We start from the raw sequence: 20186 nt of genomic DNA, 5'->3' as shown, positions 1-20186 counted from the left end.
GCTCGGGGAGAAGAGACTCGCGGCATCCGCCCGTTCTTTCTTCAGCATCAGGGAAGCATGCGCTCTTCCTTGGCCGGCAGGTAGGTCGCGTCGAACACCTGCTCCGCCTTGATGTTGCCCTTCAGGCCGAGGGAGACTTTCAGCGTTTCGACGGAGGCCGCAAGCCGGGCAGGATCGACGCCGCCCATGCCGTTTTCCACCACATAGGGCGTCTTGATATTCATGCTGTTGGCCATGCTGAGGCGTTCAAGCTCGATGGCGCTGTCGAGCGTCTCGTTGCGCTTGAGCACCGCCGCCACGCCCTCTTCGGGGTTCTTGACGGAATCGGCGAAGCCCTTGGCCAATGCTTTCAGGAAGCCCTTTACTGCTTCCGGGTTTTTCTCTGCGAAATCAGTGTTTACCAGCACCGCATTGCCATAAAGATTCAAGCCGTGCTCTGCCATCAGGATGGTCGAGATATCGTCATCGGCAATGCCCTGTTTCTTGAGGTTGAGGATCACCGAAAAGGCAAAGCCGAAAACGGCGTCGACATCGCCCTTGGCGAGCATCGGTTCACGCACCGGAAAACCGATCGATTCGATCTTGATCTTGCTGTCGTCGAGACCCGCCACCTGTTTGAAGGCCGGCCATTGCGCGAAAGCGCCATCCGGCGGCGGCGCGCCGAGCTTCTTGCCTTCCAGCGACTTCGGATCACCGGTGACACCCAGCGACTTGCGGCCGACCACGGCGAAAGTCGGGCGCTCATAGACCATATATACGGCCTTGATCTTCTGGCTCGGATCTTCGTCGAGGAACTTCATCACCGAATTGATATCGCCGAAACCCATCTGATAGGCGCCGGTCGCCACGCGCGGAATAGCTTCAACCGAACCGTTACCGCTGTCGATGGTGACATCGAGACCCTCAGCCTTGAAGTAACCCTTGTCGAGCGCCAGCAGGAAACCGGCGGCGGGGCCTTCGAACTTCCAGTCGAGCGTGAATTTCACCGGCGTTTCGGCCCGCGCCTCGATGATCGGCAGCGAAAAGCCGGCGGTTACACCGATGGCGGTAATGGCCAGAGCTCTGGTCAACAACCTGCGCGTTAAAATCATCTGTTCCCCCTGATGGTTTTGTTGGATTGGTTGCATAAGACCCAATTCCAACCCTCAAGGCAAGATAAAATTGCATACAAAATAGCCGTTATTTTGTATGCTTATTTTATATGCACAAACAATCACAAGACAGGCAAAAAGCCGGCAATCTGCCCATCGCGAATGCAACGAAGCGAAAGCAGTATCGTTCACCCAGAGAACACAGCGTTCTCATTTGCCGGGGTTGCGGATCAGGGGCAGCCTGCGACAAATAGGGCCAGGAACAGCAGGCGAAACGGCGGGACGGCAAGATGAATTCTGCACTGGGCATACACCACATCACCATGATCACCCGGAAGGTGCAGGCGAATGTGGATTTTTACGCCGGCTTTCTGGGCTTGAGGCTGGCCAAGCGCACGGCCGGCTTCGAAGACGCCATGCAGCTTCACCTGCTTTATGGCGACGACATCGCCTCACCCGGCTCGCTTCTGACATTTCTCGTCTGGGAAGATGGCGGCCAGGGCCGTGTCGGTTACGGCCAGACGCTGGAAATTTCCGTGGCGATCGATCCCGCTGCGATCGGCTTCTGGCTGACGCGGGCGCTGAGATTCGGCATCCGCGCGGAAGGCCCGACTGATGAATTCGGCGCTCCGGTGATCCGGCTGAAAGACCCTGACGGCCTGATCGTCAAGCTGGTCGGCACCCGCGCCTTTGCCGATGCCACGCCACATGTGACCGACGATATTTCCGCAGAAGACGCCATTCGCCGAATCTATGGTGCGACGGTGCTGAGTGAAGTGCCGGAAGAAACCGTAGCGTTTCTGGAGAAACATTTCGGCTACCGGCAGGAAAGCCAGGCGGGCGCGATCCGCCGGCTCGTTTCCGACAGCGGCGACATTATCGACGTGCGTGACGCCACCGGCTTCTGGTCCAGCGCGCCGGGCACCGGCACCGTCGATCACATCGCCTTCCGGGCGAAGGACATGGATGAGCTGAACACGGTTCTAACCGGGCTGAAATCGCTGAATTCCAGCACCACCAACGCGCATGACCGGAAATATTTCCACTCGCTTTATGTCCGCGAACCGGGCGGCGTGCTGATCGAAATGGCGACCGATGGGCCGGGCATGACGGTGGACGAACCGCTGAACTCGCTCGGCGAAAAACTGTTCATCCCGCCGCTCTTCATGAAGGACGAGGCGGATGTGCGTGTCGCCCTGCCGCAATTCTCGATGCCGGGCGAAGAACGCATCATCTATCGCGACCTGCCCTTCGTGCACCGTTTCTACACGCCCGAGGAAGCTGATGGCAGCACCATCATCCTGCTGCACGGTTCCGGCGGCAGTGAAACGAGCCTGATGCCCCTGGCGCACCGGGCAGCACCGGGCGCCACCCTTCTGGGCGTGCGCGGCCGTAGCACGGAAGAAGAAATCGCCCGCTGGTTCCGCCGTTTCCCCGATTTCAGCTTCGACCAGCAGGATATCGTTACGGAAGCAGAAGCCTTTGCCGCCTTCGTGGAGGGGGCAATCCGCGCCTATGGTCTTGATCGCTCGAAACTGCGGTTTATCGGCCATTCCAATGGCGCGAACTTCTACGCTGCCTTTGCCGCGCTCTATCCCGAACTTGCAGGCGACGCCCTGCTCTATCGCCCGATGCCGGTTCTCGAAACATGGCCGCAAACCGATCTTTCCGGCCACAATTTCCTGCTCGTGGCGGGACAACGCGACAAATATCTCGACAAGGCGAGCGAGCTGCAGGGAAAGCTCACGGCGAGCGGTGCAAAGGCCGAGATGGAAACGGTTGAGGACGGGCACGAGCTCGGGCTTACCGATATCGAAGCGGCGCGGCGGTGGCTGGCGGGTGCTTCCTGATTCGAGCGGTACATCGGATCGAGCGGAGGCCACCCATTTCTTCTCCCCGTCGGGGAGAAGAAACAAATGGCATATGCTTACCCCCGCGCCACCCACACCATTCATCAACCGGGCCTTGCATAAATTCACCAAAAGGGCTTTAAAAACAGCTTCGTAATTGGAGAGTCCGTTTGGAAATCCCGCTGTTTATCCTCGCCCTCGTCGCGGCCTTCATCTACACGCTGGTCGCGAGCATCCGCAATTCAAGCCGAATCAAGTCGCTCGAACGGGAGGTGCACAGCCTCAAGCGGCTGATGGCTGCGGGCGTGACGTCGGCTGCGGCATTGCAAACGGAGAGCACGGAATCCACGGTAAAACCGGATTTCGAGGCGGAAGAGCCAAGCACGCCCCCTGCGGAAGACACAGCCTTCCAGGCTGAATACGCATCCGAGCCCGAAGACGCCGCCGCCATGGCAGCATCGGAAGAGCTGGCGCGCGAGGAGGCCCAACCTGCGCCTGCCGCCGAGGCCGTATCCACCCCGGCAACGAAGGAGAGCTTCGAAAGTCTGCTCGGCGCGCGCTGGGCGGTCTGGGCCGGTGGACTGGCGCTGGCGCTCGGCGGCATTTTCCTCGTTAAATATTCGATCGAATCGGGCCTGCTCAGCCCGGCCGTGCGGCTTTCGCTCGCCGCCATTTTCGGTCTTGTTCTCGGGCTTGCCGGCGAAGCGATCCGCCGCAAGGCGGTGCCGGGCATCGCCACCACCTATTCCAACGCCATGATACCGGGCGTGCTGACGGCGGCGGGCGCATTGACGCTGTTCGGCGTGGTTTATGCAGCCTATGGCATTTACGACTATATCGGTCCCGGCGCGGCTTTTGGCCTGCTTGGCCTCGTCGCTTTCGCCACCATCGGGCTTTCGCTGCTGCACGGGCAGGCGCTGGCCGGTCTCGGCCTTCTCGGTTCGATGCTGACACCCGCGCTGATTTCCACCGAAACGCCGAATATCTGGGCGCTCTTCGTCTTCCTCACCGTCTCCTGGCTGGCAACGGCGGCAGCGGCGCGCAGGCAGGGCTGGACCGTGGTTCCCTCTCTCGCCAATGCCGGGCTTGGCCTCTGGGCGCTCGGCTATATCGGCTTTTCCGAAACGATCAGCGCCGAACCGCCAACACTTGCCCTGCTCGTCATGCTGGCGGGAACAATATTCCTCTGGCCCGGCAAGGCATTCGGCACGCCGCCCGCCCAAACTGCCGAAACCGCAGCGCCCGAGCGACGCGCCGTCCGCGCCATGCGGCTTCTGCTACGCCCGTCACTCGCCCTCAATCTCACCGTCTCGATGGCCGTGATCCTGCCGGCAATCGGCTTCCTTTTTGCCGATGGCGGAGTCGATACTCATCCGGCCCTGATCGTTTCAGCGCTCATAGCCGCCCTTGCGGCCCTTGGCGCCGCCCGCCACTATGCGGTATGGCCCGCTATTATCGCAGCACTTGGCGCGCAGGCTGCGGTATCGCTGATGTCACGTCAGGGTCTCGACTTCATCGGCGTCATCAACGATACGGCCGTATCGCTTCCGCCCGTATCGGTTGGCTATGCGGCGGAAATCGCCATGGCGCTCGGCCTCGGGGCCGTGTTCGTGCTGTCCGCCTTCTCCTTCCTGAAGCGCAAGGGTGCTGACGACGCGGATTTCGCCCAGCTCTGGGCCGGTATCGCCGCGCTATTCCCGGTCTGGCTCGCCACCGCAAGCTTTGTTGAATATGGCAATCTTGGCCGCGACTGGCTGCACGCCGCCTATGGCCTCGGCCTCGGCTTCGTGTTGATTGCAGGTGCCGAATGGCTGCACCGGCAGAACAATGAGGCCTATCGCAAGCCGCTCAACATTCTCGTGCTCGGATCATTCGCCGCCTTCGCGCTCAGCCTGCACACGCTGACGGAAGGGCTGGTGACAACCGTTCTGCTTTCGGTCATCGGTTTCATCTATGTGCTGGCAAGCCGTTACCGCAACTGGGAGGTTCTGCCCTGGGTGATGGCCGTGGCAAGCGTTGCCGTTCTCGGCCGCATCGCCTGGGAACCCACCATTGTCGGGCCGCAAAACCTCGGTATCACACCGGTCTTCAACGCGCTTCTACCGGGTTATGGCATTCCCGCACTGCTTGCCGTTGCCTCGGCATGGCTGCTGCGCGACTGGCCGGGGGTCAGGGCGAAGAACTTCCTGCAGGCGGTTGCCAGCGTCATGGGGCTTCTCGCCGTCGCCATCCTCATCCGCCACGCAATGAATGGCGGCACGCTGGATGACAGTGTGCCGACGCTTGGCGAACAGTCGATCTATACGCTGCTGACCATTGGTTTCTCGGGCGTGTTGATGACGCTGGATCTGAAAAGCCCCAGCCCCATCTTCCGCTACGGCTCGATGATTGCCGGCGTGATTGCCGTCATCAACGTGCTGACGATGCATTTCTTCACGCTCAACCCCTATTTCACCGGCGAAAATACCGGCCGCATCCCATTCCTCAACCTGCTGCTGATCGGTTACCTCCTGCCGGCGCTCGCCTATGGCGGCCTTGCCTATTACGCGCGGGGAAAACGTCCCCCGCCCTATGTCAGCATGCTGGCGGTGGCGGGCGCAGCGCTCGGTTTTGCCTGGGCCACGCTTTCAGTGCGCCGCTTCTGGCAGGGCGAAAATATTGCCGACTGGAAGGGTTTCCTGCAGGGCGAGACCTACAGCTATTCGGTGGTCTGGCTGCTGATCGGCGTGTTGCTGCTCGTGCTTGGCTCGCGCTTTAATGCCCGCAGCCTGCGTCTGGCATCGGCCGCCTTCGTGCTGATCTCGGTTGCCAAGGCGTTCCTGATCGACATGAGCAATCTCGAAGGCGTGCTGAGGGCGCTGTCCTTCATCGGGCTCGGCGCGGTGCTCATCGGCATCGGCCTGTTCTACCAGAAAATCCTCACCCGGAAGCCGCAGGCATGATTGCTGCCGAGGCTTTCGCGCCCTATGCGGCGCTTGCGCAGGACCTGATACCACACGCCGCGGACAGCGGCGACGGTTCGCATGATCTTGCCCATATTCACCGCGTCTTCCGCAACGCCATGCGCATCCATGTGGGCGAAGGCGGCGATGGCACCGTGCTGGCCGCCAGCGTGCTGTTGCATGATTGTGTGGCGGTGGAGAAGAACTCACCGCTGCGCGCGCAGGCCTCGCGGCTTGCGGCGGAAAAGGCATCCGGCATTCTGATGGGGCTCGGCTGGAAACAGGCGGATGTTGACGCCGCCGCCCATGCCATCACCACACACAGCTTTTCCGCCAATATCGAACCGCAGACGCTGGAGGCAAAAATCCTCCAGGATGCTGACCGGCTGGACGCCATCGGCATGGTGGGGGCGGCGCGCTGCTTTTATATTGCCGGGCGCATGGGCTCGGCACTTTACGATCCGGTCGACCCGCTGGCAAAGGACCGGCCGCTTGACGACCGCGCCTTTGCCATCGACCATTTCGAAACCAAGCTGTTCAAGCTGGCCGACGGTTTTCGCACCGAGACAGGCCGGCAGATGGCCAAAGCCCGCCACGAGCGGCTGAAACAGGTGCTGGACCTGTTTCTCGACGAGATCTAAGGAGACCCGAGATGCGTGTGACCGAACTCAACATCTATCCGCTGAAGAGCGCGCGGTATCCCTCTCTCCGAAAGCGCCGTTTCGGCCGAAGGCCTGCCGGGTGACCGCCGCGCCATGCTTACTGATCCCTCCGGCCATTTCATCACCCAGCGCGAATTGCCCGCCATCGCCACGGTTCTGGCGCGGCATGAGGATGGCGGCATGGTGCTGGCGCGCGACAAGGAAAGCGAGATTTTCGCAAGGCCATCCGGGCAGCGCATGGATGTGGCGGTGTGGAAATCGATCGTCAGCGCCAATATCGCCGATGACGAGACCAATGGCACGCTCTCGGCATGGCTGGGGCGCGAGGTGAAGCTCGCCTTTTTTGATGATGCCTCGAAACGTATTGCGAGCCTCGAATGGACGGGCAACGAAACGCCCGTCACCTTCGCGGACGGTTACCAGATCCTCGTCACCACCACCGCTTCGCTTGCCGCGCTGAACGACAATATGCGCGCCAATGGCGAAGACGCTGTTGGCATGGAGCGGTTCCGGCCCAATATCGTGCTTGACACGGACGAGCCATGGGCTGAGGACCGCTGGGCGGCCATCGAGATTGGCGGCATTCGCTTCGATCTCGTCAAACCCTGCGCCCGCTGCATCATGACCACGCAGGATCAGACCACCGGCTCGCGTGATGTGCCCTCCCCCATGAAAGCCATGGGCCGCATCCGCATGTCCGGCGACCGGCGCGTGCCCGGCCCGCTCTTCGGCTGGAATGTGACGCCGCGCAGCCAGGGCAAGCTGTCCGTCGGCGATGTGGCAAAGGTGGTCGAGGAACGGCCGGAAGGCTGGACGATCAAACGGCGGTAAGTTGCTGGTTCGGGTCAAACCCAACCCACAGCCCACAGCGCAAAGTTTTCATAGGCTGGCGCGCCCTCTCTCCATCATTCCTGCGCCTGTCACAGGATGAGGAAAGGACGGAGCGTCACCGCATCACGGCTTGTGCGCCCCGACGATCAGGAAAATCGGGCGGCGATCTTCGTGCTTCAGTTCAGGCCGCTCGGCCATCAAGGCCGGATCAGGCCTCGGCTCCGCCAGCCGCGCCAAAACAAATCCGGCAGCCAGGAGACCATTGAGAAGGCCTGACACCGTGCGGTGATATTTGACCACATCGTCCGCCATCCAGTTGGAATGGCGCACGCCCTGACTTTGATAATTATCGAGCGGCCAGTGCAGGATTTCGCCATCCTCGCCATAAAACCAGTCCTGTTTTTCCAGCGCCGTGAAAACGGGATGTTCGATGGAAAAGATGAAATCGCCGCCGGATTTCAGTACGGTGAAAATCTTCGCGAATGCCAAGTCGAGATCGCGGACGTAATGCAGGGCGAGAGAACTCAGCACCACATCGAAACTCTCCTGCGGAAAATCGATGTCTTCGATGGCAGCGCGGCGGTATTCGATGCCGGGCCCGCCATTTATCTCGGCGGCGCGGTGCAGCATGTTTTCCGAGAGATCGACGCCAACGACATGGCGCGCGCCCTGCTCTGCAGCAAAACGGCAATGCCAGCCGAAACCACAACCGAGATCAAGAAGGCTCCTGTCTTTCAGGGGCGGAAGCATGGCACGCAATTCATGCCACTCGCCGGCCTGACGCAGGCCCTCCACGGAGCGCGGCATGGCGCTGTAGCGCTCAAAAAACCCGGGATCGTCGTAGATATTCTGTTTCATCGTCGTCTCTCCGGCCGTATTCCATCAATCGCATGAATAGTGGCCGTCAAGAAAAGTCGCTAGTGGGACTGGCTGACAAAAGATAATATTCATCCCATCATAGCGGAATCCGCGGCAAGCCATGTCCCTCTTTTTTGGGACGAGGCGCCGCGATGGGGGAATATTCATGTTGCAAGCCACACGCCAGACAATGCCCTGGCTGATTATCGCCGCCGGGTCACTGATTGCCGTCATGACCTTCGGGCCGCGTTCGGCCATGGGCTTCTTCCAGCTGCCGATGCTTGCCGATACCGGCTGGGACCGTTCCACCTTCGGTCTCGCCATGGCCCTGCAGAACCTCTTCTGGGGTCTCGGCCAGCCCTTCTTCGGCGCCATCGCCGATAAATACGGCACGGGCCGCGTGCTTGTTCTCTCCGGCCTGCTTTATGCTGCCGGCCTCATCTGCATGTCCTTTGGCACCTCGCCCTTCTGGCTGCATTTCGGCGGCGGCGTGCTCGTCGGGCTCGGCATTGCCGCCGGTTCCTTCAGCGTCATCCTTTCGGCCTTTGCACGCCATGTCACGCCGCAGCAGCGTTCGCTCGCCTTCGGCATCGGCACGGCGGCGGGCTCAGCCGGCATGTTCCTGTTCGCACCGATCAGTCAGGGGCTGATTTCCACCTATGGCTGGTCGGACAGCCTCGTCTGGCTTGCCGCGATGATGATGCTCGTGCCGCTGCTCGCCTTCTTCATGCGCGGCAATTCCTCTTCCGGCAGCCAGTCGCAGGCGCAGTTCCAACAGACGGCAGGCGAAGCGCTGAAGGAGGCGCTCGGCCATAAAAGCTACCTGCTTTTGACCACCGGCTTTTTTGTCTGCGGTTTTCAGGTGGCCTTTATCACCGCGCATTTCCCGGCCTATCTCGGCGATATCGGCATCGAACCGCGCTACGCCGTCATCGCCATGGCGCTGATCGGCTTCTTCAACATCATCGGGTCGCTTGCCGCCGGTGTCATTGCCCAGCGTTATTCGAAACCCTATCTGCTCGCCTATATCTATATCGCCCGCTCTGTCGCCGTCACAGCCTTCCTGCTTCTGCCGCAATCGCCGCTTTCGGTCATCATCTTCGCCGCCGTCATGGGCATCCTCTGGCTTTCCACCGTGCCGCCGACCAATGCGCTGGTGGCGATCATGTTCGGCACCCGCCATCTCGGCATGCTCGGCGGCGTCGTGTTCCTGTCGCACCAGATCGGCTCGTTCCTCGGCGTCTGGCTCGGCGGCTTCCTTTACGACAGGCTGGGTTCCTATGATCTCGTCTGGTGGCTGGGCGTCGGCATGGGGATTTTTGCGGCCATCGTGCATTGGCCCATTCAGGAGCAACCGGCCCCGAGGCCTGCAATGGCCTAGTCAGACAGCCTTATCGAGCGCGGGCGGCATCACCTTCCCCTCAGTCGCCCGGCCTTCCAGCGCCTTCAGCGCCGCCTGCACGAAACCGTCGCGGGCGGCGTTTTCGTTGAGCCCACGCGGATCGTAGACATGCCGGTTGAGGAAATGGGCGGTGAGGCGGAAAGCCGCCGCAAGGCTGTCAGGATCGGCGGCCTTCGACTGGCCTTCGCTCAAGAAAGCCGGAAGCGACAGCATGCGCTCCGCATAGGGCGCGCCTGCCGTGCGGCAAACCGCCCGGCCCGTCTTTGGCGATACATAGATGAGGTCGGTGCGCAGCCCCGTCGCCGCGCATTCGGTAAGATCAAGCCCGAAACCGAGATCGTTCAGCACTGCCAGTTCAAAGCGCACGAACAATTCCCCGGCATCGACGGGGTCGTGGAGATTGTCGAGAATGATATCGAGCGCCTGATAGAGATGCGGGTGCGGATCACGCTCCGGCAGAAGCCTGAGAAGAGCACCCATGGCCTGTACGCCATAAACCGCGGTCGCCGTCTCCATCAGTTGTGCGGCGCGCAATTGCAGCGGCTCAATGCGGAACTCGCCGAGATGATCGTGAAGGCGCGCGCGCCAGATGACATCCACCCGGTTTCCGGCCTGTAGCACCGGCTGCATGCTGCGGGAACGGCCGGAACGGACCAGCCCCAGATGGCGGCCACGCGAAGGGGTCATCACCTCGGCGATGACACTTGTCTCGTCATGGCGTTTTACGCCGAGAATGATTGCCTCTTCCTGCCACTGCATGAAACGCGTCCGAATTTCGATTCAAGGCCGATCATACCCGATCTGGCGGCGAAACGTTATTCTTTTACGGCATCGTCGACCGTGCCGACGAGGTTGAGGACGAAATCGATAATTTCGTTTTCTCCGAAGGGCTTGCCCAGCAATGGCGCATGCATGAGATCATCCGGAAAACCCGTCGTGTCGCCATAGCCGCTGACGAAACCGAAGGGAATTCCCCCATCGCGCAGCCCGCGCGCAAAATCATAGCTCTTGCCGTCGGTAAGGCTGACATCAAGAAGTACGCAATCGGCGCCGTCCTCTTCAACGGCCTGCCTCGCCTGCGCCAGCGTCGTGGCGATGACGACGGTTTCCACCCCCATGGACTGGAGAACCGCTTCGACATCAAGCGCCACCAGATATTCATCCTCAACGATGATAACCCGTTGTGGCACCATATGTTTTCTTCTTCCTAAAAAGATGGCCGCAAGGCTCGAAGCTGCGGTTTCCGACATGATTCTCCAGTGAGATATCACGACAGGAGTCGCAAATTACGGCTCCACCGTCATTTAAAAAAGACATGTCGAAAGAAGATCAGATGAAGGGTCTTTGCCGCTTCTCTTCGCTTTCCCAGCCCGCCACATGGCTCAACCCGGCATCATCAAGCACCAGACAACCCTTGTCGGTCCAGCGAATGAGACCGCGATCGACCAGCTTTCTCAAGGTCTTGTTGGTGTGGACAATGGAGAGGCCAAGTGTATCCGCCACATGCTGCTGGGTGACCGGGATCGGCGTTTCCCCCTGTATGAGATGGACCGCCTTTGCCTTGCTGTAGAGGAAAACAATCAGATAGGCGGCGCGCTCCAGCGCCGTGCGCCGGCCGATGCTGAGGAGATGGCTGTCGAGCATGCGTTCCTCACTCGCAGCGATCCAGGTCAGGTCATAGGCAAGCGTCGGATGGTCGGTGAAGAGATTGTTGAGGCGCGAGCGCTCGAAGACGCATAGGGTTACCGGCGACAGCGCCTCCACCGAATGCTGCATTTCCCCCATCACCGTGCCCTGCAGGCCGACGAGATCGCCGGGCATGACATAGTTCAGTATCTGCCGCCTGCCGTCTTCCAGCGTCTTGTAACGGAAAGCCCAGCCCTGCAAAACGGTGTAAAGATGGGCGCTATGCGAGCCTTCCATCAGGATGACGGAGCCGCCTTCCACCGCAAGTTCCCCCGTCTTGAAACGCGAGACGAAATCTAGCTCGGAGGAGGAAAAGTCGCGGAAATGCGGCAGGTCGCGCAGGGGACATTGCTGGCACGGGGTGGTGGAAATTCCGTTCGGTTTTTTTGGCGACATGAATATCCGTCATCGAAAAAAGGTTGCGCCCAATTGTTTTGGAACAACCCGCCCGAACGTATTCGGTTCCCGATGGTGGGTGAAGATATTCAGTTCGCTATTTGTACGTCGTTCCATCCCCCCACCCCCTCATTCCTGTGCTTGCCACAGGAATGAGGGGGTGAAGCGGATGTGCTTCAGTTTCGGGGGAATTCCAGTCCCATTTCGCGGAAACGCTCGGGGTCATCACCCCAGTTCTCGCGCACCTTGACGAACAGGAAGAGATGCACCGGCTGTTCCAGGATATCAGACAGTTCCTTGCGCGAGGCGGTGGAGATCGCCTTGATTGCATCGCCGTTCTTGCCGAGCGCAATTTTCTTCTGGCTGTCGCGCTCGACATAGATCACCTGCTCGATGCGTACCGAGCCGTCCTTGCGTTCTTCCCACTTTTCCGTCTCGACATGCGAGGCATAGGGAAGCTCCTGATGCAGGCGCAGGAACAGCTTCTCGCGGGTGATTTCGGCAGCGAGCTGGCGCATCGGCAGATCGGAAATCTGGTCTTCCGGGTAATACCACGGACCTTCCGGCAGAGCCTCCACCAGATAATCCATCAGGTCTTCGCAACCCGAACCGTTGGTGGCCGAAATCATGAAGGTGCGGTCGAAGGCCACCGTCTCATTGGCGGCGGCGGCAAGCTTAAGCAGGTCTTCGCGCTTCACCTGGTCGATCTTGTTGAGGCAGAGGATCTTCTTCTGCGGAACATCCTTCAGGCCTTCGAGAATGGCCTCGGCGTCGCCTTTAAGACCACGTTCGCTGTCGATCAGCAGCAGGATGAGATCGGCATCCTTCGCGCCGCCCCAGGCGGAGGTGACCATCGCGCGGTCGAGCCGGCGGCGCGGCTTGAAGATGCCGGGCGTGTCCATGAAAACGATCTGCGCATTCTTGTGAATGGCGATGCCGCGCATCACGGCGCGCGTCGTCTGAACCTTGTGGCTGACGATCGAGACCTTGGCGCCCACCAGCCTGTTGACCAGCGTCGACTTGCCGGCATTGGTCGGGCCGATAAGGGCCACGAAACCGGAACGGGTCGGAAGGTTGTTGTCTTCGCCTTCAATGGCGGGGTTTTCGTGATCGGTCATGATATCCATCAAGGTCAGAGGTATTCAACATGCGGCCTTATCGGTCCGCCATGCGCTCGATTTAGCACCCTATGGCGGGCGCTCAGTTCTGGGTGGAGCCCTTCTGCCAGACGCCTTCGCGTTCCAGCAATCTGGTTGCCGCCACCTGCTCGGCCGCGCGCTTGGAGCGCTCGACACCGGTTTCCGGCTTTACGCCGGGAATTTCGACAGTCACTGTAAAGCGAGGATCGTGATCCGGTCCGGAGCGATCGTCAATCCTGTAAGAGGGCGTGGTCGCAAATCTGGCATGCGCCCATTCCTGCAATTCGGTCTTGGCGTCTCGCCGTCCGGCATCCACGCTCGTTGCGCGGCCCTGCCAATATTTCAGAATGAACTTGCGCGATGCTTCCAGCCCGCCATCCAGATAGATGGTGGCGATCAGGCTTTCGACCACATCGGCACGCACATTCAACATCGCCTTGCCGGTCAGCTTCTTCACGTCGGATCCGGTACGGATGAAATTGTGCAGCCCCATCTCGTCGCCGATCGCGGCGCAGGATTCGGCGCTCACGAGCTGGTTGAGACGGACGGAGAGTTCACCTTCGGTGGCGTTACGGAAGATGGAGAACAGCAATTCCGCCACGCAGAGGCCGAGAACGCGATCCCCCAGAAATTCCAGCCGCTCATAATTGCCGGCCGCGGCGGAGCGGGCGCTGGCATGGGTCAAGGCCCGGTCGAGCCGGGCCTTGTCCTTGAATTCATATCCGATCAACGCTTCCAGACGGGAGATTTCGTCCGCGGAAAGCGGCTTGGTCTTACTCATCCCACAACCTTGAACAGGCGGTCCCAACGCATGTTGGCCGGCCATTCCCAAATGCGGCTGAACGGCGTGTCGTTGCCCAGCGAGAAGAAGATGACGCTGGCGCGGCCGATCAGGTTTTCTTCAGGCACGAAACCGACATCGAAGCGGCTGTCGAGCGAATTGTCTCTGTTGTCGCCCATCATGAAATAATGGCCTTCCGGCACCACGAATTCACGCGTGTTGTCGCCACGCGAATCGGGCGACTGGTCCAGCGTGTCGTAGGTGACGCCATTATCAAGCGTTTCGCGGAAAACAGGCACATTGGCGCCCGGATCGGCGCGATAATCTGACGTGAAGGTGCCGTCGGGCTGCTTCGGAATCGGCTGACCGTTGATGAACAGCACGCCGTTCGTCACCTGGATGCGATCACCCGGCAGGCCGACGAGACGCTTGATATAATCGACTTCAGGATTGGGCGGCAGGCGGAAGACCACGACGTCGCCGCGCTTCGGCTTGCTGAATTCGAGAATGCGGCCCGAAAACAGGTTCGGCGAAAAAGGCAGCGAATATTTCGAATAGCCGTAGGAGAACTTATTGACGAAAAGATAGTCGCCAACCAGAAGCGTCGGCATCATCGAGCCCGATGGGATCGTGAAGGGCTGAAAAAGCACGGTGCGGATGACCATGGCCAGCAGCAGCGCCTGAATGATGACCTTGACGTTCTCCCAGAGGGCGTTCTGCTTCTTTTCAGCTTTTTCCGACACTTAAAGACCTGCCTGATTGTTTCCCGGCTTCTTCGGCTTCGCGAAGGCTTCCGGGCCGTTGTTTGTAGAGCCTGCGGCGGTGGAGCGGTTTACACTGCCGGCAACGCTTTCATATTTCTGCGACTTCTCTAGAACCTTTCCAGCCCGAAGGGAAGCGCTTCTGTCACACGCCCGCAAATAGAACGCCAATGCGGCAAGGCCGGGGCCTCAATCGATCACGGGAAGCGCTTCTATGATCACAAATGCCTGAGCATAAGGAAAATCGTCCGTGATCGTCAGGTGAATATTGGCGCGGTGGCCGGCAGGCAGCATGGCCGCCAGCCTCTCCCCTGCCCCATTGGTCAGCACCATGGTCGGCTTGCCGCCCGGCAGATTGACGACACCCATGTCCTTCCAGAAGACGCCATTCGCAAGGCCGGTTCCCAGCGCCTTGGAACAGGCTTCCTTGGCGGCAAAACGTTTGGCGTAGGAAGCGGCGCGGTTCTTGCGGCCATCGGATTTCGCGCGCTCGATATCGGTGAAACAGCGATGGGTGAAGCGCTCGCCGAAACGTTCGATCGACTTTTCAACGCGGCGGATGTCGATCAGGTCGCTACCCAATCCAATGATCATTTCAGCATCTCCAGAGAAGCATTCTTGTTGGCGGCGCGATGCGCGAGATTTTCCATCTTGCGGCGCTGGAAACCGCTGATGAGGCCATAAACGGCGATATAGGCGATGATTGCGCTGATGCCGGCCGGAAGAAGCGCGCCGATGGTCATGGGCTCCAGCACCGGCGTCCATATCTGCCGGAATTCAAGATGGCTGAACAGCGCCACGAAATCCACATGCGCGGCACTTTCCGTCTTCTGCCGGCCGAGGATGAAGTGCCCCAGCTCCCAGGTGGATGCCCAGATAAAAGGAAATGTCAGCGGATTGGCGAAGGTGGTGCCTAGTGCTGCCGCCACGAGATTGACGCGCAAGAGGAAACCAAGCGCCATGGCGATGATGATGTGAACGCCGAGAAACGGCGTCCATGCCACGCCCACACCGATGGCGACACCGGCGGCAACAGAATGCGGAGAGGCGGAAAGCCTGAGCAGCCGCAGCTTCATATAGCGCAGCGAACGGGAAAAACCCGTTCGCGGCCAGAACAGGTCGCGAATCTTCTCTGAAAAACCAACGGGTTCACGGCGGCGAAACGGCATGGAGGCAGTCTATTTCATCGCCCTGGCCGAGCCAAGAGCATGGTAGACAACAAAGGACTTTTGCTGACTTATCCCCACGTCCGTCATTCTGGCCTTGAGCCGGAAACCAGCCTACGCGTGTTCGCGCAGCGTCGACAGATCAATAACAAACCTTGCCGGACACTCTGACGTCATCCTTGGGCTTGTCCCGAGGATCAGCAAGCGATTGATTCAATTCGACGTGATTAGATCCTTGGGGCATCCTCGAACTTGTTCCGGGGACCAAGGAGACGTTGAGGAAATACGCTCCCTCTCGCCGTCAACTTCATTGCAAACGCAGCATGTCATATCAGTCAAACCGGACAGCTGTGTGTGGGACACCCGCTAGAAGCGCGTATTCACCTTGGTCTACGAGACGCAGGGATGCACAGGCCGATAGGGCTGCATCTGCTAGCCCCATACGCATGGCGATGGGCTGCCATGCGTTGAGTGCATTACCGGCGGAACAGGCCGCGGTCGATTTCGCGCTGGCGGAATTCGAGATCGACATTCGATACCGAACCGCTGAGATATTCGAATTCGCGTTCCTGGGTGGTCTTGCCACGGACGGCACGGGCGATCTTGCGAAGCGGAGTAAACATGATTTTCGGTCCTTTCGGTTTGGAACTGGCGTTTCTCATCGGTGTACATCCACCGGCACGCCGCGTTTCCTTCTCTTCAATTTCTGAGGAGAAAATAGTCGCAAACCGCTTCCACGACCAGAGACAGGAAAAGGCCGCTGCCATGCATTGAACGCATAACAACGGCCTTTCAGTATCTTCAAAGGATCAAAAATGCCTCAATCGAAGGCACGCGTCACCGTCGAGACGCAGTCGAGATCCTTGAGCTGCGACAGAAGCTGGTTCAGCTGCCTGAGATCCCAGACTTCGACATCCAGCGCCAGCTCGGAGAAATCCGTGCCGATGCGGACCATGTTCAAGCCCCGAATATTGACATCGAGCGTGGCGATCGATTGCGCCACGGAGGCGAGCGTGCCCGGTTCGTTCAGCGCATTGATCATCACCCGCGCCATGAAGCGCGACTTGTTCGCCTCATCGAGATCCCAGCGGACATCAATCCAGCGCTCCGGCTCATCGTCGAAACGCTGCAGCGCCGGCGCCTGAATGGGATAGATGGTGATGCCCTTGCCTTTTTCCATGATGCCGACGATGCGGTCACCCGGAACGGCGCCCGCCGCTCCGAAATGCACGTCGACATTGCCGGAAAGGCCACGGATGGGCAGCGGGTCGGGTCCATCCAGCATTTCGGCCGCGCCGTCATCTTCCAGAACGGAGCGCGACTTTCCGGGGATCTTGAAGACCATGCCGGAGGCGCTGCGCATGTTGAACCAGCCGTCGTCACCGGTCATCTTCACCGTAACGCGCTCATCCTGATAATCCGGATAGACCGCGCGCAGCACATCCAGCGAGGAAACCTCGCCGCGCCCGACGGCAGCGATCGCGTCTTCCACATCCTTCTGCGCCAGACGATGCAGCACGGGCTTCAGCGCTTCCCGGGAGAAGGCCTTGCCGGCGCGCTCGAAGGTGCGCTCCAGAATGCGATAACCGAGGCCGGAATATTGCTTGCGGATCGCCATGCGGGTGGCGCGACGAATGGCCGAACGGGCCTTGCCCGTCACCACCACCTCTTCCCATGCGGCAGGCGGCACCTGCACGCCCGAGCGGATGATCTCCACCTCGTCGCCATTGTTAAGCCGGGTCACGAGCGGCATGATCCGCCCGTTGATCTTGGCGCCAACCGTTGTGTCGCCGATATTGGTGTGCACCGCATAGGCAAAATCGATAGGTGTCGCGCCGCGCGGCAGCGCAATCAGCTTGCCCTTGGGCGTGAAGCAGAACACCTGGTCCTGGAACAGTTCCAGCTTGGTATGTTCGAGGAATTCTTCCGGGCTGTCGCCTTCGGCGAGCGATTCGATGGTGTGGCGCAGCCAGGAATAGGCGTTGCTTTCCCGAGAGAGCAGATCGCCCTCCCCGTTTTCGCCATCCTTATAGAGCGCATGGGCGGCAATGCCGAATTCGGCGATCTCGTGCATGCGCTTGGTGCGGATCTGCAGCTCGATGCGCTGGCGCGAGGGTCCGACGATGGTGGTGTGGATGGAGCGATAGTCGTTCTGCTTCGGCGTGGAGATGTAATCCTTGAAGCGACCCGGCACCACGCGCCAGCGGGTGTGCACGATGCCCAGCGCCCGGTAGCAGGCGGGAATATCGTCCACCAGAATACGGAAACCGTAAACATCCGAAAGCTGCTCGAAGGAAAGCGACTTCGCCTGCATCTTGCGGAAAACCGAATGGGGCTTTTTCTGCCGCCCTTTTACATTCGCCCCGATCAGGCCGTTCGCCACGAGAAGCTCGCGCAATTCGTCCTCGATCTTCTTGATCAGGCCTTCATTGCGCGTTTCCAGTTCCTGCAGGCGGTTGGTCACCGTCTCATAGGCTTCCGGGTTGAGATAACGGAAGGACAGGTCCTCCAGCTCGTCGCGCATGTCCTGCATACCCATGCGGCCGGCGAGCGGCGCATAGATTTCCATGGTCTCTTCGGAAATGCGGCTGCGCTTGTCAGCCGGCATATATTCCATGGTGCGCATATTGTGCAGGCGGTCGGCGAGCTTGACCAGAAGGACGCGCACGTCGTCGGAAATGGCGAGCAGCAGCTTGCGCAGATTTTCCGCCTGTTTCGCCTTGCGGGTGACGAGATCGAGCTTCTTGAGCTTGGTGAGGCCTTCCACAAGCCGGCCGATATCTTCGCCGAACAGCTCGTCGATTTCCGCGCGGGTGGCGGTGGTGTCCTCGATCGTATCGTGCAGCAGCGCCACCGCGATGGTCGATTCGTCGAGATGCATTTCTGTGAGGATCGCGGCAACTTCCAGCGGATGCGAGATATAGGGGTCGCCATTGGCCCGCTTCTGCTGGCCGTGTTTCTGCATGGCGTAAACATAGGCCTTGTTCAGCAGGGCCTCATTCGCATCCGGTTTGTATTTTTGAACCCGCTCAACGAGTTCGTATTGCCGCATCATGCGATATTCCACAAAAAGAAAGCGCGCCAACCTTGGGGTCGGCGCACAATGCTGCATCAATAGGGATCAGATTATGACGGCAACTATTGACAGACGGTAACCACCGCCTGCCAAAGGCGTCATAAAGTCAGATCAATAATCGTCATTTTTTTCCGGCGGCACAAGGCCTTCGATGCCGGCCAGCAGTTCTTCTTCCGACATCTGGTCGAAAGTGACGGTTTCCGGCTGGTCGTCGTCTTCGCCGTCGGCAATAGCAGAGGCGGCGAGCGTGACCGGATCGGGCTCGGGCTCGTCCACCTCCACATGCTTCTGCAGCGAGTGGATGAGGTCTTCCTTCAGATCGTCGGGAGACAGCGTCTCATCAGCGATTTCGCGCAACGCAACGACAGGGTTCTTGTCGTTGTCGCGGTCAACCGTGATGGAAGAGCCCTGCGAAATCTGGCGCGCACGGTGGCTGGCGAGAAGCACCAGCTCGAAACGGTTGTCTACTTTATCAATGCAATCTTCTACTGTGACGCGGGCCATTGCCTGTCCTTTGTGGGTCGTAATGTCGTGGATCAGAGCGCCGTGCGATATTAGCGATGCACCGGCTGTGCCCTAACCTATTGAATCTGCGCCTCGCGCCTTGCGAAAAACACTCAAGATTTCTCGTGACGAAGCTTTCCAGCTTCCGATACAGCCATTGGCCGCGGAATTCAAGTTTTTCCTGTATTTGGCGTCTTTTGGCAACTTATCCGCCATGTTTGGCGTCTGATGAACAAAATGTCTAGAAGAATTGTCTTGGAATACGGGGGAAGGTAGCTTACTTAAAACGCAACGGCGATGCGCAAAATTCGTTGATACGACATGATTTTTTGCGTTAGCGACCGGAAATAAAAGCCAGATAATGGCCTTTCCAAAAAAAAGGAATGGGATGGAATGTTCGATCCACGGGAGAAAATTGCGCTCTTCATAGACGGAGCCAATCTTTATGCAGCATCGAAAAGCCTGGGGTTCGATATTGACTATCGCAAGCTTCTGAAGGCGTTTCAGAAGCGTGGCTATCTGCTGCGCGCCTATTATTACACCGCTCTTATCGAAGATCAGGAATATTCCTCGATCCGCCCGCTGATCGACTGGCTGGATTATAACGGCTACAAGGTCGTCACCAAGCCCGCCAAGGAATTCACCGACGCACTCGGCCGCCGCAAGATCAAGGGCAATATGGACATCGAACTGGCAGTCGACGCCATGGAGCAGTCCGAGACCGTCGATCACCTGGTGCTGTTTTCCGGCGACGGCGATTTCACCACGCTGGTGGATGCGCTGCAGCGCAAGGGCCGCAAGGTTTCCGTGGTTTCCACCATGGCCACCCAGCCCGCCATGATCGCCGACGATCTGCGCCGCCAGGCCGATCACTTCATCGATCTGATGACGCTGAAGGCCGAAATCGGGCGCGACCCGAACGAGCGCCCCGTTCGTCACGCCGAAGGTCCAGAGACCGTCTGATTCGGTTTTTGTGCCGCTGATATTGCAAAACGCGTCCGTCCAAAAGACGGGCGCGTTTTTGTTTCAAGCGTCTCCAGC

At 59.6% G+C, this 20186-nt stretch carries 19 protein-coding genes and 1 pseudogene; 7 read left to right on the top strand and 13 right to left on the bottom strand.

The annotated features are described in order from the left end of the window. Window positions 1-47: 47 nt before the first annotated feature. On the bottom strand, window positions 48-1091 hold the full coding sequence (locus tag V6S97_RS00870; RefSeq protein WP_334425906.1) for an ABC transporter substrate-binding protein: 1044 nt from the start codon (window positions 1089-1091) through the stop codon (window positions 48-50). Window positions 1092-1381: 290 nt separating this feature from the next. Here V6S97_RS00870 and V6S97_RS00865 point away from each other — a divergent pair, with 290 nt between their 5' ends. From V6S97_RS00865 to V6S97_RS00850, 4 genes and pseudogenes are all read left to right on the top strand, one after another. Beyond that, entirely contained in the window at window positions 1382-2941 is a 1560-nt protein-coding gene (locus V6S97_RS00865; RefSeq protein ID WP_334425905.1) for a VOC family protein, read from the top strand. A gap of 170 nt (window positions 2942-3111) precedes the next feature. Then, window positions 3112-5883, top strand: a complete 2772-nt coding sequence (locus V6S97_RS00860) for a DUF2339 domain-containing protein (protein WP_334425904.1) — start codon at window positions 3112-3114, stop codon at window positions 5881-5883. Next, complete coding sequence (locus tag V6S97_RS00855) at window positions 5880-6524, top strand: HD domain-containing protein (protein ID WP_060724002.1); 645 nt, start codon at window positions 5880-5882, stop codon at window positions 6522-6524. Before V6S97_RS00860 ends, V6S97_RS00855 begins: the two co-directional genes overlap by 4 nt. Window positions 6525-6535: 11 nt before the next feature. Then, window positions 6536-7376 (top strand): annotated as a pseudogene (locus V6S97_RS00850) (MOSC domain-containing protein). A 123-nt stretch (window positions 7377-7499) separates the two neighbouring features. Here V6S97_RS00850 and V6S97_RS00845 read toward each other — a convergent pair. Continuing rightward, the gene (locus V6S97_RS00845; protein WP_175280609.1) at window positions 7500-8234 is read right to left on the bottom strand and encodes a class I SAM-dependent methyltransferase; all 735 of its coding nucleotides are present in this window, start codon (window positions 8232-8234) and stop codon (window positions 7500-7502) included. Between the two features lie 166 nt (window positions 8235-8400). Here V6S97_RS00845 and V6S97_RS00840 point away from each other — a divergent pair, with 166 nt between their 5' ends. Further along, a complete protein-coding gene (locus V6S97_RS00840; protein ID WP_162691508.1) occupies window positions 8401-9615 on the top strand; it encodes an MFS transporter in 1215 nt (404 codons plus the stop codon). Here the strand turns inward: V6S97_RS00840 and recO are convergent, their stop codons facing one another. The 9 genes from recO to V6S97_RS00795 form a co-directional block, all read right to left on the bottom strand. Continuing rightward, window positions 9616-10395 carry a DNA repair protein RecO gene (gene recO, locus V6S97_RS00835; RefSeq protein WP_334425903.1) on the bottom strand — a complete coding sequence of 260 codons (780 nt, stop codon included), beginning with the start codon at window positions 10393-10395 and terminating at the stop codon, window positions 9616-9618. Between the two features lie 56 nt (window positions 10396-10451). Then, the gene (locus V6S97_RS00830; protein ID WP_107675319.1) at window positions 10452-10829 is read right to left on the bottom strand and encodes a response regulator; all 378 of its coding nucleotides are present in this window, start codon (window positions 10827-10829) and stop codon (window positions 10452-10454) included. 136 nt (window positions 10830-10965) lie between these two features. Next, entirely contained in the window at window positions 10966-11718 is a 753-nt protein-coding gene (locus V6S97_RS00825) for a Crp/Fnr family transcriptional regulator (protein ID WP_107675318.1), read from the bottom strand. A 176-nt stretch (window positions 11719-11894) separates the two neighbouring features. Further along, complete coding sequence (gene era / locus V6S97_RS00820; protein WP_020813374.1) at window positions 11895-12845, bottom strand: GTPase Era; 951 nt, start codon at window positions 12843-12845, stop codon at window positions 11895-11897. A 73-nt stretch (window positions 12846-12918) separates the two neighbouring features. Continuing rightward, complete coding sequence (gene rnc / locus V6S97_RS00815) at window positions 12919-13638, bottom strand: ribonuclease III (protein WP_080866037.1); 720 nt, start codon at window positions 13636-13638, stop codon at window positions 12919-12921. Continuing rightward, a complete protein-coding gene (gene lepB / locus V6S97_RS00810; RefSeq protein ID WP_060723996.1) occupies window positions 13635-14381 on the bottom strand; it encodes a signal peptidase I in 747 nt (248 codons plus the stop codon). Before lepB ends, rnc begins: the two co-directional genes overlap by 4 nt. 207 nt (window positions 14382-14588) lie before the next feature. Further along, the gene (acpS, locus tag V6S97_RS00805) at window positions 14589-14993 is read right to left on the bottom strand and encodes a holo-ACP synthase (RefSeq protein ID WP_003509952.1); all 405 of its coding nucleotides are present in this window, start codon (window positions 14991-14993) and stop codon (window positions 14589-14591) included. Next, window positions 14990-15568 (bottom strand): DUF2062 domain-containing protein, encoded by a 579-nt coding sequence (locus tag V6S97_RS00800; protein WP_099085525.1) that lies wholly within the window; start codon window positions 15566-15568, stop codon window positions 14990-14992. Before V6S97_RS00800 ends, acpS begins: the two co-directional genes overlap by 4 nt. A gap of 473 nt (window positions 15569-16041) precedes the next feature. Then, the gene (locus V6S97_RS00795) at window positions 16042-16188 is read right to left on the bottom strand and encodes a hypothetical protein (protein WP_003496944.1); all 147 of its coding nucleotides are present in this window, start codon (window positions 16186-16188) and stop codon (window positions 16042-16044) included. Between V6S97_RS00795 and V6S97_RS00790 the strand changes: the two genes are divergently transcribed. Then, window positions 16187-16339: a hypothetical protein gene (locus V6S97_RS00790; RefSeq protein ID WP_003509954.1), complete on the top strand. Its 153-nt coding sequence runs from the start codon at window positions 16187-16189 to the stop codon at window positions 16337-16339. The two genes, V6S97_RS00795 and V6S97_RS00790, sit on opposite strands and share 2 nt — an antisense overlap. Before the next feature lie 46 nt (window positions 16340-16385). On the opposite strand, the gene V6S97_RS00785 is transcribed toward V6S97_RS00790, so the two are convergent. Then, window positions 16386-18620, bottom strand: coding sequence for a RelA/SpoT family protein (locus V6S97_RS00785; RefSeq protein ID WP_026363476.1), 2235 nt, complete (start codon window positions 18618-18620; stop codon window positions 16386-16388). Window positions 18621-18752: 132 nt separating this feature from the next. After that, window positions 18753-19145, bottom strand: coding sequence for a DNA-directed RNA polymerase subunit omega (rpoZ, locus tag V6S97_RS00780; RefSeq protein ID WP_020009554.1), 393 nt, complete (start codon window positions 19143-19145; stop codon window positions 18753-18755). Window positions 19146-19538: 393 nt separating this feature from the next. Between rpoZ and V6S97_RS00775 the strand changes: the two genes are divergently transcribed. Beyond that, window positions 19539-20108 (top strand): LabA-like NYN domain-containing protein, encoded by a 570-nt coding sequence (locus V6S97_RS00775; protein ID WP_003509957.1) that lies wholly within the window; start codon window positions 19539-19541, stop codon window positions 20106-20108. Window positions 20109-20186: the final 78 nt, after the last annotated feature.

This window comes from Agrobacterium sp. CCNWLW155, from assembly GCF_036888815.1.
Lineage (GTDB): Bacteria > Pseudomonadota > Alphaproteobacteria > Rhizobiales > Rhizobiaceae > Agrobacterium > Agrobacterium radiobacter.
The sequence above is the reverse complement of the archived record's forward strand: the minus strand, read 5'-3'. Positions and strand labels throughout refer to the sequence as shown.

Coding starts and splice junctions, on each gene's coding strand:
- V6S97_RS00870 (WP_334425906.1), bottom strand. CDS start 1,091: ATGATTTTAACGCGCAGGTTGTTGACCAGAGCTCTGGCCATTACCGCC.
- V6S97_RS00865 (WP_334425905.1), top strand. CDS start 1,382: ATGAATTCTGCACTGGGCATACACCACATCACCATGATCACCCGGAAG.
- V6S97_RS00855 (WP_060724002.1), top strand. CDS start 5,880: ATGATTGCTGCCGAGGCTTTCGCGCCCTATGCGGCGCTTGCGCAGGAC.
- V6S97_RS00845 (WP_175280609.1), bottom strand. CDS start 8,234: ATGAAACAGAATATCTACGACGATCCCGGGTTTTTTGAGCGCTACAGC.
- V6S97_RS00840 (WP_162691508.1), top strand. CDS start 8,401: ATGTTGCAAGCCACACGCCAGACAATGCCCTGGCTGATTATCGCCGCC.
- recO (WP_334425903.1), bottom strand. CDS start 10,395: ATGCAGTGGCAGGAAGAGGCAATCATTCTCGGCGTAAAACGCCATGAC.
- V6S97_RS00830 (WP_107675319.1), bottom strand. CDS start 10,829: ATGGTGCCACAACGGGTTATCATCGTTGAGGATGAATATCTGGTGGCG.
- V6S97_RS00825 (WP_107675318.1), bottom strand. CDS start 11,718: ATGTCGCCAAAAAAACCGAACGGAATTTCCACCACCCCGTGCCAGCAA.
- era (WP_020813374.1), bottom strand. CDS start 12,845: ATGGATATCATGACCGATCACGAAAACCCCGCCATTGAAGGCGAAGAC.
- rnc (WP_080866037.1), bottom strand. CDS start 13,638: ATGAGTAAGACCAAGCCGCTTTCCGCGGACGAAATCTCCCGTCTGGAA.
- acpS (WP_003509952.1), bottom strand. CDS start 14,993: ATGATCATTGGATTGGGTAGCGACCTGATCGACATCCGCCGCGTTGAA.
- V6S97_RS00800 (WP_099085525.1), bottom strand. CDS start 15,568: ATGCCGTTTCGCCGCCGTGAACCCGTTGGTTTTTCAGAGAAGATTCGC.
- V6S97_RS00790 (WP_003509954.1), top strand. CDS start 16,187: ATGATTTTCGGTCCTTTCGGTTTGGAACTGGCGTTTCTCATCGGTGTA.
- V6S97_RS00795 (WP_003496944.1), bottom strand. CDS start 16,188: ATGTTTACTCCGCTTCGCAAGATCGCCCGTGCCGTCCGTGGCAAGACC.
- V6S97_RS00785 (WP_026363476.1), bottom strand. CDS start 18,620: ATGATGCGGCAATACGAACTCGTTGAGCGGGTTCAAAAATACAAACCG.
- rpoZ (WP_020009554.1), bottom strand. CDS start 19,145: ATGGCCCGCGTCACAGTAGAAGATTGCATTGATAAAGTAGACAACCGT.
- V6S97_RS00775 (WP_003509957.1), top strand. CDS start 19,539: ATGTTCGATCCACGGGAGAAAATTGCGCTCTTCATAGACGGAGCCAAT.